This is a genomic window from Domibacillus indicus, assembly GCF_023715895.1.
Lineage (GTDB): Bacteria > Bacillota > Bacilli > Bacillales > Domibacillaceae > Domibacillus > Domibacillus indicus_A.
On sequence record NZ_JAMBOO010000005.1, the window covers coordinates 73814 to 87998 of the forward strand.

Below are 14185 nucleotides of genomic sequence, written 5' to 3' on the forward strand. Positions count from 1 at the left end.
TTACAACTTTGGATTACTTGTACAACTTTCGTTATTTTTTCACTAACCTTTTTACACAACCAAAGATTCTCTTATTTTGACACTCCCACGGCTAAAAAAGTGGAATTCCCCCCCCAAGTGTGTAAGGAGCAGCCTTTGCCGCTCGAAAAGGCTGTAAACATCATCAATAGTATGTATGCCTAAATACAGCCCAAAAAGAAAATCAGCCATCTTTCCTTTCTTGTAATCGGAACACGACCCAAAACTCTGCTTAGAAACATGATGCAGGGTAACTATTAAACCTTCTGTTATTTCTTTTTAGAGAACCCTCCTTACCTGAAAAAAATATAAGGTAATAATTTGGCCTGTTTCTGTTAGATCGATCTAATTAGGTTGTTAGATCGATCTAATACTAAGCAATAATTTGTCTCTGTTTTTAAAGAAGGAAGGTTGGTTTAAGTAAGCGCTTTAATTGTATTCTAACCTAATTGTTTGAAAATTACAACGTTCTTTTTACTTTTCAATATATTGAATTCTTCCCCACATAAAAATCTCGTCAAAAAAGCACCCCAGTTGTTAAGATTATGTTTAACAATTGGAGTGCATTTCACTACCGGATCTCTTTTTATTTTTAGAGCTGATTTTTTCCAGAAGATGCGCGCACAAATAACTCAGGTTCCAGTATGATTCTCTCTTGATCACGCATATGGTCTTTAATCCGTTTATGAAGTAAATCTGCCGCGTTTATACCAATATGCTTCGGAAATGCTTCAACAGTTGTAAGGGATGGATAAAAGGTTTCCGCTTCTAATACATTATCAAAGCCAACAACCGATAAATCCCTGCCAGGCTGAAGATTTAATTCTCTCATCCGCTGCATTACACCAAAGGCAACAAGATCATTAAAACAGAAAACAGCTGTTGGCGGGGCTTCGTGCTTTAAGCTTGTATCCAGTGTTCGTGCGCCGCCTTCCCGCGTGACGGGGCTTTGAAAAATAAGTGATTCATCAACAGCCAGTCCCGCTTTTTTATGGGCCGCTGCGTAGCCTTCAAATCTTTTTTTCCAGGCAGATGAATCAGAAATTCCTCCTAAAAAGGCAATTCGAGTGTGACCGTTTTCAATTAAATGATCAATGGCCATCTCTACCCCTTTTTTATAATTAATTCCAACATAATCGCAATGCAGATCAGGAATTTCACGAACAGCTGTTACAATCGGAACATCTAACTGAAGAATTTTGCCAATGGATGCCGGCGAGTTATCAGACACGGGACATAAGATAACACCGCCTACCCTATGCTCTAACATCGTTGACAGCAAGTTGTCCTGCTTTGTATCTGAATCAAACGTCGTTGCCAGAAAGACAGTATACCCTTCTTTTTCAAGCTGGTGATGTACACCTGTTAAAAACTCTGAATAATACGGGTTAGCGAAGTCTGTCACAACGACGCCAATCGTTGAAGAGCTTTGCGACCGCAGATTAGCGGCAATTCGATCATAAACGTAGCCGAGCTCCTCCATGGAAGCCAGCACCTTTTTCCTGGTTGCTTCTGAAATGCTTGGACTGTTCCGCACAATTAACGAGGCAGTTGCTCGTGAAACTCCTGCATGGTCCGCCACCTGCTGCAGCGTTACCCGTCCGCTTTTTTTCATTCTCATCACCTGTCCGTTTCTCTACTATACCTACTATTATATCGGACACTTATAATCCAACCAATAAAAATCACCCGCCAAGTTTAAAAGCGGGTGAAAGTCATTTCCATTATGAAAACCATTCAAGCGGCACAAGAACCAGTGAAGGGAATAGAATGAGCAAAATTAAGATGATCACTTCTACCAGGAGGAAAGGCCATATGCCCTTCATCAAGTCTTCAAGGCTGATTTTGCTGACACCGCACATGACATTTAATACCGTTCCAACCGGCGGTGTCAGCAGTCCAATGGCGTTATTCAAAATAAACAAAACCCCAAAGTAAACAGGATCAATGCCAGCTGCTTCAACAAGCGGCATTAAAACTGGCGTGAGAATCAAGATTGTCGGAGTCATATCCATAGCTGTCCCGACAAGAATAACAAGCAAATTAATCATGATTAACAACAGTAATGGTTTGTCCAAAAAAGGCCCCAGCATATCAATAACCATGGCAGGCAGATTTGCTACGGTAATCAGCCAGGATGAAACAAGTGCGGCAGCTACAAGGAACATAACCACGCTCGTCATTTTTGCCGATTGCACTAATACGTGGTACAAATCCTTTAGTTTTAATTCACGGTATACGACTACGCCTACAAATAATGCGTAAACCGCCGCCACTACAGCTGCTTCTGTCGGCGTAAAGATCCCAAATTTTAATCCTACAATAATAATAATGGGAAGGAAAAGAGCCCAGATACCGTGACGTAGAGCAGCAAGCATTTCTTTCACAGAAGCACGCGGCTGGACGGCCACATTATCCTTGCGGGCGACAATCGACCATGTAATCACCAGGCCGAGAGCCATCAACAGGCCTGGCACAATCCCTGCCATAAAGAGCTGCGTAATAGATACGCCGCTCGCGACGCCAAAGATAATAAAGCCGATACTCGGCGGAAGGACTGGTGCAATAATTCCGCCCGTTGCAATCAATCCGCTGGAACGGTTCACATTATAACCGGCTTTGTTCATCATTGGGATTAAGACAGCACCCAAAGCGGCTGTATCCGCTACAGCAGAGCCAGAAATACTCGCAAACAATAGTGCCGCGATAATCGCCACATAGCCGAGGCCGCCTTTGATGTGGCCAACCATCGTCATTGCCATTTCAACAATACGGCGCGATAAGCCGCCCTGGTTCATTAATTCTCCTGCCAGCATGAAAAACGGAATCGCCAAAAGAGGGAAGCTGTCCGCTCCGCTGATTAAGTTTTGCGCAATAATCTGGCTATCAAAAATACCGAGGAAATACATTAGGATCACGCTGCTAACGAGAAGAGCAAATGCGATAGGCATGCCCAGGGCCATAGCCCCAAGCAGAGAGCCAACAAATACACCGATCGTCATCCTTGCTTCTCCTCCTTTCTAAACAAATGATCTTCTTCATCGTACAATACGATCAGCTCTTCCGATTCGCTGGTCTTCATCATTTCTTCTTCCGTCATTTTGTTAAAGAAAATTCGATATAAATTAAAAATGCATATTACGGCCATAGAAAGACTTACAATGATCCCTGTACCATATACTACTGCCATTGGCATACCAGTGGCCGGCGCTGTGCTGCCTAAATTAAGTATTGTCATCTTCCAGCTTCCATCGAGGATAAGGATGAGGACAAATATCATAAGCAATTCACTGATGATGAGAACTACTTTCTTCATCTTGGTAGGAAGCCTTTTAATCAGCATATCTACACCTAAATGATCTTTGTTTTTAAATGCGCCAATTGCTCCGAGAAACGTCAGCCAGATAAAGAGATAGCGCGACATCTCTTCTGACCAGGTAATTCCTGAATTAAAAAGATAACGAAGAACCACATTGCCAAAGACAAGAACGACCATTACCGCTAGGGCGGAGGCCATAACCACATTTAACGAGTTCTCTAAAAACCTCTCTATTTTTTTCATGTATTCTCCTCCTTCCTATGTAAAACAAACTCAAACAAAGAAAATCGTTTCCTTATTCTCTGCTTTTTGGAGAAAGAAAGCTAAGGGACCGTTCCTTAGCTTTCTTTAACATACTTTATTTAACTTCATTCATGATTTGGTCAACGAGCTCTTTGCCGACTTTTTCTGTGTATTTACTGTAGACCTCTTTCGCTTTATCTTCAAAATCTTTCCGTGCTTCTTCAGAGAGCTCCGTTACTTTCATTCCTTCTTTTTCAAGAGCTGCAAAGGCTTCTTCGCTTTCTTTTTGATTCAGTTCACGCTGATAGTCTCTTGCTTCCTCGGATGCCTTCGTAACAATTTCTTTTTCTTCATCAGACAGTGTCTGCATAAATTTATCACTGATCATAAAAACGCTGGCATTGTAAATATGATCTGTTTTTGTTACATATTTTTGTACTTCATAAAAATTCCCTGTTGTGATATTGCCCGCAGGATTTTCCTGTCCGTCTACGACTCCCTGTTCAAGTGCCGTAAACAATTCTGTATAAGGCATTGGAGATGGGTTTGCGCCAAGTGATTTCCATAAATCAACATGAAGTTCATTTTCCAGTGTTCTAATTTTAAGGCCTTTCACATCTTCAAGGGATTTAACTTCATGCTTATTATTCGTTAACTGCCTGAATCCATTTTCCCAGTAATTCAATCCAACAATTCCTTGGCTATCAAGCTTTTTTAACAACTCAGTTCCGATTTCACCATCAAGCACTCTGTAGGCGGTTTCTTCATCTTTAAACAAATACGGGAAATCAAGCACTTCAAATTCTTTTACAAAAGAAGCAATTGGACCTGATGACATGGTCGTACCTTGAATAGAATTCATTTTTAAACCTTCAAATACCGCCCGGTCGCCCCCAAGCTGCCCGTCTGGGAACACTTGAACTTTAATAGATCCATTCGATTCTTTTTCCACAATTTCTTTAAACTTATCAAGGCCTTTTGTTAAAGAGCGGTCTTTTGATGTAGCCACTGCCATTTTCATTGTTTTAACTTCTGCTGATTCACCAGTACCACTGCTGCTTGCGCCAGAACATCCTGCTAAAATCATCATTACTGCTGCAACTAACCAAATTACGCATTTTTTCATTTCCAAACCCCCTTATTTTAATCCTTAAAGACAGCGCTTTCAAAAAAAGATATTTTTTAGATCGATCTAAAAATAAACCAAAAAATTTTAGATCGATCTAATTAAACGCCAAAAAAAGTCTTTGCTTCTTTTTAAGGTAATCTCTTTATGAAAGCGCTATTTTTTCTGATTTTAACTCAGTATTTTGAAAATTGCAAGATTATTTTCCATTATTTCTTTTGCTAGTGGATTGTCTTTTCCTAAACATAATACATTTTTATTTCAGATGATTATATTTAGGCTGTGCTATATCTTCATTATTTACGCTCTTACTCCTGCTTTCCTTTCGCAGCTCATCTCATCATTTTCTTTTGTTTATGATGTACGCAAAGAAAAAGACCGAGCGGAAATTCGGTCTTTCAAACTGTAGACAAATTATATGGATGACCATGCACATGAATGAAGTGGATCGGCGGCTTGCGACAAGATTGTATAGAGTTCATAAGGTCGTATTTCTCTGTTTAAAAAAAGAGAAAATGTCTATTCAGTCCTTGTTTATGGATCTTTAACACCACTTATCGGCTTTTTTTTAAAGCGAAAGACTTTGTCTACACACTGAAAGGCCGAGCGGAAACTCGGTCTTTTTCAGATGCTTTTCTAAAATCAGCGGCGATTTCTGTATTTTTGAAAAGGCTGCCCCCGCTCATAACACGCCTGGCAGATGCTGTACGGGTAATCCCAATCCAATTTTCTGCCGCACTGCCGGCATTTTTTCACGACCGCTTTTATGTTATGGCTCAGCCAGTAATGGATGTCATCGGCAATTTCTTTTTTGACCCGTTCCCAATAATACGCCTCAGTCGGCTTATTTAACCGGTATAAAAACATTAAATGCAGCTCCACTGATTTGTAGGAAAGCTCCAGTTCTTCTAGTGTTTCTTTTTGAACAAACGGGTCCGGCATGTCAGTCCGGTTTACTAAGGACATGAGCACCTGCTTCCATTGATCCGCTAAAATGTCTTCATAAGCGGAAAAAGGAATTTGCAGATAGCTGTATAAATCCTCCATGCTGAACCGCTGTTCGATCGCTGTTCCTCTCACCAGACTGTACAAATATTCTTCCTGGGCAAGAGAAGCTTTTTTTGTACCTTTTGGATTTTGGAATTCTTTCCATAATTCAAAGAAAAGGCCTAAATCTTTATAATAACGTTTGAACCGCTCCAGCACGCTGCGGGTTGGCGCCACTGTGAACACCTGGATCGGCACATCTTTTCCTTCAAGCAGCCGTTTCATGCGCTTTGGATTTTCCATAAACACAACTTCCCCTTGTTCATATAACCCTTTGCGCCCTGCCCGGCCGGCAATTTGCTTTACTTCCTGCGTAGTCAGTTCCCGGCGTCTTTTCCCATCAAATTTTTGGCTGCTCATTAAAATAATTCGTTTGATCGGAAGGTTCAAGCCCATGCCAATCGCATCTGTAGCGACTAAAATGTGTGTAGCGCCAGCATTAAAATTCTCCATTTGACGCTGCCGGGATTCTGGCGGCATGTTTCCGTAAATGACACTGACCTTGTGTCCGTCTCCTTCCAGATTCCCCGCGATTTCAAGCACCCGTTTTCTCGAAAACGCAACCAGGGCATCTCCTTTTTGAACGTCCTTCAGGCGGAATGATTTTTTCCGTACCAATAATGGCAGTTCACGCTTGTATTCCCGCACTTCTATATCCGCTTCTTCTCCCAGCAGGCCAAGAATCAGCTCTTTTACATTGGGACTGCCGATAATATGAACTTCCCGGGCATTTGCTTTGGTAATACTGCGGAACCAGGAGAAGCCCCTCTCTTTATCAGCAATCATTTGCGCTTCATCAATGACGACAATGTCATAATGACGGTTTTCTTGAAACATTTCAACTGTGCTGGAGGCATGTGCAGCTCCTTCTGTCCGTTTTTCTTCTTCCCCTGTTTTTAAATCACACGGGATCCCGTCTTTGTTTAGTTTTTCATATACCTCGAGCGCCAACAGGCGGAGTGGTGCCAGGTAAAGACCCGATGGGCATGCTTTAAGCCGCTCCAGCGCTGTGTAAGTTTTTCCAGTATTGGTGTCGCCAAAATGAAGAATATAGCGGGTATTTACCTTTTGGGCCGGTTCATACTCTTCGCCAAAAATGTAGGCAATCCGATTTTTTCGTTCTGCTTTTTCCCGCTTGGCCCGCTCTTTTTCTTCCCGTCTTTTCTGTTCAAACTGCTCCCATGCTTCATTGATTTCTTCCGGTGTCTGCGGTGTAGTGAGAACAGAATCCACTACATCTTCTTCCCACTCCCGGAAAAACGATTCCGCACAATCTTCTAAAACAAGGTTAATGTCTTTGCTTTTTTGAAACACACGGTATGACCACTTTTCTCCCGTTTGCTGCTCATACAGGGTTCCAAGTTCTTTCGGCAGCTCCTCAAAAATAACCTGTTTAAAGTCTTTCGTTACATAAGATAAAATCAGTTCATAATAAGCATCCCAATAGGTTTCGTGCGTCCAGTCATCAAAATCAGGATATCCGGGCGCTGTCCTTCCGGTAAATTCCGTTAAAAAAGAAGCGACCATCGAATAGTATTCCGGATGAAAGGTTCCCGCTTTATGCAATGTGCCGCTTTCATCTTCTGTGAAGCGGACACCGCTGTTTAAATGCTGCTCCAGCCTTTTTCCTGCATACTTTCGGACATATAAGTAAAAGTATAAGTACTTTTCTTCCAAGAGGCGGCTTACAGCAGGAAGAAGAAACTGTTTGTTCCAGCTTCGTTTCATCTGTTTTTGCTTTTGCTTTTTCTTGCTGCTTTGCATGTTCTCGGTAATCAATGCCCATGTTTCCTCGTACTCGTCCCGTACCCACTCCGCCGCATCAAACGGTTCAAAATGAGCCAGCACCTGGTAAAAAGATTTCTTCAACTGGTTCAGTGATAACTCGTCCACCTCAATGCCCATCGAACGGAGATACTCCATTTTCTCAGAACGGCTGTATGAACTAACGAGCCGCTGCTTCCATATATCTGACCACACTTTACCCAAAAACAAAGCCCGTTTTTGAAGGTATTCGTCGAGTGTAGCGGTTTCATTGTGTTCTATGAATTCTAAAATATTGGTGTGTATTTGTTTTTTTGTGCTTTCGATTGCTTTTTGATGATGTTTCTCGATGCCCTGCAGTTCCGCAGCCACGACAATCAGCTTCCTTTCCTGTCTCTCTCTTGTTCATCATACCATACCAGCCCTTTCCTTCTTTAGCTTTTCCTGTTTCTCCTGGTTCATGCTTCTTTAGACAATAGGAACCGGTGAGAATCCGGTAAAGTGCTTCGTTAAGATGGAAAGGAGGCGTAAAGAAAATTCCCTGCTTTAGAGGCATAATAAACCTTCTGTTTGGACGGCAACATTTTTATGATTTTTAAGAACCGAATAAAAAATGCTAACGGACAAATAGTATATGTATACGACTTAAAAAAACCACCGACTGTGGTGATCGAAAGCGGGCAGTCAGATCGCTGCGGCTGATTGATTCCTTCATTCAGAAAAAACGAACAGTTTAGGGAGAAAACAATGAAAGTTACAGGCGTTTTTTTATTTATCACTACTACGGCTTCTGCGTTCTGTATCATTTTGGATATACTATTGGGCTTTACCTTTTCCGAAGCATGGATGCATTTACTCGATCCGTTTTTTGTGATGGATATCAGTGAATACTTAGTGGCTCTTTTGTTTTTATCTATAACGATTGGACATCAAATCATAACCAAAAAGAACCAGCAAAAATAGCAACATTAGTTTCTTTATTATTTAGTAAAACGATGGCGAATAAAAGCAATGATCAGCATCACAAAAGGCAAAATAATAAGGAGCGGAGCGGAGAAATACGATATAAAGGTTGTAAAGCCTTCTTCTGAATGTTCAGCAAAATCCTCTGCAATGGCTACAGAAAGAAAAACCAGAATAAGACCTGCCGGCAAAATCATTTGCTGATGGTTTTTTAAGCGAAACAGATCAACCATTCCTATGACAGAAGCATATAAATAAATACCCGCTTTAAAAAAAACGGTAATGAGTAACGTCATCACGACAAGGGCATCTAAGCGCTGGATAAATTCCAAAAAGTTGATCTTTCCTACTGTAGCCAGTAAAGGAAAAGGAGATCTTTCCACTTCGCTGACTCCTAAAACAGCGATATTTAAAGCAGCCATATAACTTAAAATAAGGCCGCTGACGATTAATGAAGCGATTCCGACTTTTTTCACTGCCTTTACACGATTTAAATATGGAAACAGCATCGCAAAAACGAACGCTTCTCCAAATGGAAAAACCACAACCAGCGGAGGATAAAAAGTCGTCTCCAGTACAGGCTTCCAGCCATATTCTAATACAGGCTTTAAGTTATTAAGGTCCACGGTGCCGGTTAAATAAACAAAAAGATTTCCTATGATTCCCACAAGAATCAAAAAAATCCCCAATATTTCAGCTGTTCTTGCAAATACTTCAATTCCAAGATAAAGCACATAACACATAGTCAGCACAAATAAAATGATCACCACAAGCAAAGGAATCTCCGGCATTGTTGCTGTAATCAATACTTCACTGAATTCGCGCACATTTCTGGCGGAAATATACAAAAAAAAGACGGTATACATTAATCCGACAATCCATCCGATATATGTGCCAAATATTTTTCTGGCATAGGCAGTAAGCGGCAAGGAGGGGTAATAGCGAAACAGCCTATAATAAACAAGAAATAAAATTAACCCTGTGCTTAATCCTAACAAAATAGAGAGCCAGGAATCCTTTTTTGCTTCTGTTCCCTGTGACACGACAACAGCTGTCCCCAGCTCGAACATAAAGAGTAAGAGAAAAAATTGAATGCTGCTTATTTTCGCTTTTTCCATTGAAAAAAGCTCCCCCTCCTTTTGCTAAGATCTTTTCCTTATTCTAAGTAGGAATTTGTTCGCAGTCCTGAACGACGAATAGATGTTTTAACTTCTACGCTAACCTCTGTTTCAGGAAAACCTTCATCCTGCCATTTTTCTTTTATCTTTCTCCACGTTTTTGGATCTTTATGGTTGATGGCTTCACCAAATCGGAAGATGTCATTCTTTTTATTTTTTGCGTACGCTACGGTCTTGTTGATTTCCCGCTCGATCTCCTGATCCAGCTGCTTTTCAAAATCAGTAAATGTTTTGTGTTTTGTGAGATCAATGGGGCATTGTACTTCGTCAAACGACCCTTCTGCTCTGACCGAAAGTTCAATGACTCGTTTATCATTTTGGATCTTGGCGTTTACTTTCGTTCTGGAGCGATCTATTTTAACAGTGATACCGTCTTTTTTCCCTTCACAATCGAGATGGACGATTGTTTGTTTCAAATCATTATTGATCCATGACACGCCCCGGGAAAGCTCATCATTCATCCATCCCTGCAGTTTGCCATCTTTAAAAATGCCTAATCCCCCCATTTCCAGCTTTGTTTCCGGAGATATCCCCTCAATATTTGACATTTTGTTTCCCTCTTCCGGGCTGCCGACAACCTGAAGACTGACTAACATGCCTCCGCCCCATTCAATTTGTTTAACGACTTGATCTGCGTTCAGCATATCGTAATCCCCCTGCTGACGTTCAAGGGTTTCCACCCCGCTGATAATGCGGTCTGCTGGCAGCTCCTCTAAAGGCGTTGTAACATGGAGGGCTTCTTCTGCCGTGTTGTCTTTAACAAATAAAACGGGAAACTCTCCACGGAAATAAGGCGTACGGTCAAGACTGTCAAACAGTCCCTGAATCCCATCGGTTCTTGCTAACTCTTCCCCTATCACCATCGATCGAATATGTGCCAGAAAAAGCTCGTGCGGTGACTTTTTCTCTATTTTGCGAAGGGCATCTAAAATCGTGCTTCCTTCAGCTGAATAAGCAACAACAGGCATTTCTCCTGATGCCCCGCTTTTCGCCGCCGTGCCGGCTACTTGTCCTTCATTTATTACCTGGACCGTGACACGATAAGCGTTTTTCTCGTCATCGCTCCCTCTATCCACGCCGATTGCACTGACAATATCTAATTGTTGCACTTCCATACGTCCCCAGCAGCCTGACAGCAGCACGGCAGAAACAAGGATAAAAACAAAGGTAAGTGGCTTAATATTCATTGGGATCCCTCTGCGAATGATTTTCCTGGGTTTGACGATCCCTTGGTGCTGGTCCAAGAGTGTCCGTATTTCCCACTTTAGATACTTTTTTCTGTGCGATTAGCCTTGGGCGCGTAGACATAAACGGTTTTGACACACGAATAAGTGTATCTTTTAAATCAGTAAAAATAAGCGGCGCAAATGGTGTTAAATAGGGAACGCCAAATGAGCGCAGGCTGCTCGTATGTGCAATGAGAATAATGAGACCAAGCCCGACTCCATAAAGCCCTAAAGAAGAGGCTAAGATAATCATGCCGAAGCGAAGGATCCGTACAGCATCTATCATGGAGTGGTTTGACATTGTAAAACTGGAGATGGCTGTCGCTGCTACAATAATCACCGTGGCACTTGCAACGATTCCTGCTGATACAGCCGCCTCACCCAGCACAAGAGCCCCTACAATCGATACGGCCTGTCCGACCTGTTTCGGCATTCGCAGTCCTGCTTCCCGCAGAAATTCAAAGGTTAATTCCAGCAGCAGCACTTCAATAAAAAGCGGAAACGGAACCTCCTGCCGCTGGGCTGCCAGGCTGATCAATAAAGGTGTGGGAATAAGGTCTGGATGAAAAGACAAGAAAGCAATATAAAAAGAAGGAAAAAGCAGCGTACTTGTAATACCCAATAATCGCAGCATCCTTAAAAAACTGGCTATGCTCCAGTGCATATAATAGTCTTCCGCCGACTGAAAAAACTCAATAAATGTTGCCGGCAAAACCAACGTGTTGGGCGTTCCGTCAACAAAAACCGCAATACGTCCTTCCATCAGCTCCCCCATCACTACATCCGGCCGCTGCGTATTGTAAATAGTCGGCCATACAGATCTTGGACCGTCCCGGATCCACTCTTCAATCGTATTAGAGCCGATCAATTCATCGACTTTAACTTTTTGAAGGCGCTCTTTAAGCTCGGTTAAAATTTTTTCATTCGCAATTCCTTTAAGGTACATAATCGCGACTTCTGTTTCGGTAATATCACCGATCTTTACCGATTCAACCCGCAGGTGAGCACTTTTAATTCTCCGGCGAACCATTGCAACGTTTGTATGAAGGGATTCAATAAAACTTTCTTGTGGTCCGCGAATCGACTGCTCGGAAGAAGGTTCAGAAATGGCTCTTGTGGCACCGCCTTTTAAAGGACAGATCATCGCCTGGTCCCATCCATCGAGTAAGAGAATAGTCTTCCCGGACACGAGAGACTGGATCGTTTTGTTCCATTCTTGTGTTTCCTCGACTTCCGCAGCCGTGATCATTTGTTCTTTCACCCCGGTAAATAAAAGACCGGCTGACGAGCTGTTTAATTTTCTGTGATCATTCATGATTTTATCGATAATGAAGCTTGCTACGTGTTCTTTATCCACTAATCCATTGATAAAAATAACAGCGGCATCCCGCCCGGAGCTGTTTCCTATTTTAAATATGCGGACAATGATATCAGCACTGTAGCCAAGAGTCTCTTGAATGTTTTTAAGATTTGCTTCAAGATTGGTTTCAAGTTTCTGATGATTTGTATTCGATTCAGCCTCTTCGGTATATTCAATAGGTTTTTTCTCTTTTTTTCTAATCTTATTCCACACTTTTTTCATTTCTAGCTTCACTCCCGCTTTGCCCTTATATGACAGAGCTTTCACATATACCAACAGTATGCCAATTTTGCCAGCTTTTAATCCAAGAAACCTCCCTATCCCGAGAGATAGAGATACAAACAAAAAGGGAAACACCTGGTAAGCGGTGTTTCCCTTTTATGGATGAATAAGTGATGTTTTTATTGTTTACAAGCTGTGAATTTTTTATTTCTCAGTTCATCATGACTTCCTGCTTCTATGATGCTTCCAGTAAATTACTGGCTTCCCTTTCACATAATTAACATGTTTCACCAGGAAATCGTATGAAAAGATTCTGCTTCCAGCAAAAATGTGCATGCGTCACCATCAATACTGATTTGTGCTTCTCGTTCTTCTTTAAACGGGTTTTGAAGGATAACCACTTTTGTTCCATCAGGATTCTGAAAAGCAACCGTTGTTCCTGTCCACGGACCCGTCGTTTCAAGGCGGCGGGCACCTGGTTCGATAAAATGCGAAAAATGCTTCATCACATAATATTCGGGATTAAAAAGGGCTTTTTGTTCCGTCACCTGAGCCGTGATCATCGCATTTTGATTCCATCCCCACGTGCTTTTCCCTTCCGGCTCCAATACCATATTCCAATAAACATAAGCATTCACGCCATTTACAAAGTAATGCCGGTACAAGTTAAACACGTACTGGGCGTACTCCCATGTGTTTTTTCCATCGCCGCATTCATTCTCGGTCTGCATATACCGCTTTTCCGGATAGCTTTGAACAGTTTGCTGGAGGGCGTATTTACCCGCCCACTGGTAGCCGACTCCGGCAACATACTGGGACGCTTCCGGGTCACTTAACGTCGGGGCAGCAATGGCATCATAATCAGAAGCAGATTTCGTAAATAAATCTTCTACAATACCATTAATCGTTCCCAGCCAGATTTCCGTTTGAAGGCCATGCTCTTTAAAAGCTGGGCCTAAATAATCCCGAATAAATGCACGCAGCTGTTCCCCAGTCCAGACACAGGAAGGAAATTTCTGGTCGGCGACGACTTCATTCTGAACATGAACTTGATGAATCGTAATGCCTTCTTCGGCATAGGCCTGCACAAATTTTACAAAATAAAGCGCATATGCCTTTAAAATCTCAGGCTCCCAGCGGATGGTACCGTAATTATAGGCTTTTGGGAACTTCATCCACGTTGGCGGGCTCCACGGGGAAGCAAAAAGCTGCAAATCCGGGTTTCGCTTTAACGCTTCTTTAATATAAGGAATTAAAAAGCGGCGGTCCCGTTGAATGCTGAAGTGTTCCATCTCCAAGTCGTCTTCTGTTTCATTGTGGCTGTACCATTGAAGCGCATAGTCACTCGCACCAATTGGAAGCCGGCAAATCGTGAAGCGGCAGTCGCCTTCCGGTGAGAAAAGCGCATCGTATACTTTGTGCTGCTCGCTTTCTGTCAGCTGCTGGATAGCGTGGTACCCGAGTTCATTAAAGCAGCCGCCGAATCCTTCGATAACGCGTTTAGCTTCATCAGTCACTGTTAAATTAACCACAGCTTCCACGCCTTGCTCCGGCTGCTTTTCCTGCCAGTATTGTTCACGTGTCGTAGATATCCACTTTATGTTCTGCATGCCGTCTTAGCTCCTTTATCGCATTATAGGCCAGAAGACTCCTTCAAATTGCCTCGCAATTAGTGGGAGATGAATGGCCGTTTTTTTGTATTTGCTGCTTAGTAGTTGA

Annotated in this window: 10 protein-coding genes; 1 reads left to right on the forward strand and 9 read right to left on the reverse strand. The window is 42.3% G+C overall.

What is annotated here, in order from left to right; translation table 11 throughout:
• Positions 1–610 precede the first annotated feature (610 nt).
• From M3221_RS11190 to M3221_RS26565, 5 genes are all read right to left on the reverse strand, one after another.
• A complete protein-coding gene (locus M3221_RS11190; protein ID WP_251271857.1) occupies positions 611–1639 on the reverse strand; it encodes a LacI family DNA-binding transcriptional regulator in 1029 nt (342 codons plus the stop codon).
• A gap of 103 nt (positions 1640–1742) precedes the next feature.
• On the reverse strand, positions 1743–3020 hold the full coding sequence (locus M3221_RS11195; protein ID WP_251271858.1) for a TRAP transporter large permease subunit: 1278 nt from the start codon (positions 3018–3020) through the stop codon (positions 1743–1745).
• Positions 3017–3580 carry a TRAP transporter small permease gene (locus M3221_RS11200; RefSeq protein WP_251271859.1) on the reverse strand — a complete coding sequence of 188 codons (564 nt, stop codon included), beginning with the start codon at positions 3578–3580 and terminating at the stop codon, positions 3017–3019. Before M3221_RS11200 ends, M3221_RS11195 begins: the two co-directional genes overlap by 4 nt.
• Positions 3581–3695: 115 nt before the next feature.
• A complete protein-coding gene (locus M3221_RS11205) occupies positions 3696–4706 on the reverse strand; it encodes a TRAP transporter substrate-binding protein (RefSeq protein ID WP_251271860.1) in 1011 nt (336 codons plus the stop codon).
• A 642-nt stretch (positions 4707–5348) separates the two neighbouring features.
• Complete coding sequence (locus M3221_RS26565; protein ID WP_251271861.1) at positions 5349–7889, reverse strand: DEAD/DEAH box helicase; 2541 nt, start codon at positions 7887–7889, stop codon at positions 5349–5351.
• A 375-nt stretch (positions 7890–8264) separates the two neighbouring features.
• On the opposite strand from M3221_RS26565, the gene M3221_RS11215 reads away from it, so the two are divergent.
• The gene (locus M3221_RS11215; RefSeq protein ID WP_251271862.1) at positions 8265–8480 is read left to right on the forward strand and encodes a YczF family membrane protein; all 216 of its coding nucleotides are present in this window, start codon (positions 8265–8267) and stop codon (positions 8478–8480) included.
• A 17-nt stretch (positions 8481–8497) separates the two neighbouring features.
• On the opposite strand, the gene M3221_RS11220 is transcribed toward M3221_RS11215, so the two are convergent.
• The 4 genes from M3221_RS11220 to M3221_RS11235 all read right to left on the reverse strand — a co-directional run bounded on the left by M3221_RS11220 (position 8498) and on the right by M3221_RS11235 (position 14076).
• Positions 8498–9598: a GerAB/ArcD/ProY family transporter gene (locus tag M3221_RS11220; protein ID WP_251271863.1), complete on the reverse strand. Its 1101-nt coding sequence runs from the start codon at positions 9596–9598 to the stop codon at positions 8498–8500.
• Positions 9599–9636: 38 nt separating this feature from the next.
• Entirely contained in the window at positions 9637–10845 is a 1209-nt protein-coding gene (locus M3221_RS11225) for a Ger(x)C family spore germination protein (protein WP_251271864.1), read from the reverse strand.
• Entirely contained in the window at positions 10835–12466 is a 1632-nt protein-coding gene (locus M3221_RS11230) for a spore germination protein (RefSeq protein ID WP_251271865.1), read from the reverse strand. Before M3221_RS11230 ends, M3221_RS11225 begins: the two co-directional genes overlap by 11 nt.
• A gap of 287 nt (positions 12467–12753) precedes the next feature.
• Positions 12754–14076 carry a glycoside hydrolase family 30 protein gene (locus tag M3221_RS11235; RefSeq protein ID WP_251271866.1) on the reverse strand — a complete coding sequence of 441 codons (1323 nt, stop codon included), beginning with the start codon at positions 14074–14076 and terminating at the stop codon, positions 12754–12756.
• Between the last annotated feature and the right edge of the window lie 109 nt (positions 14077–14185).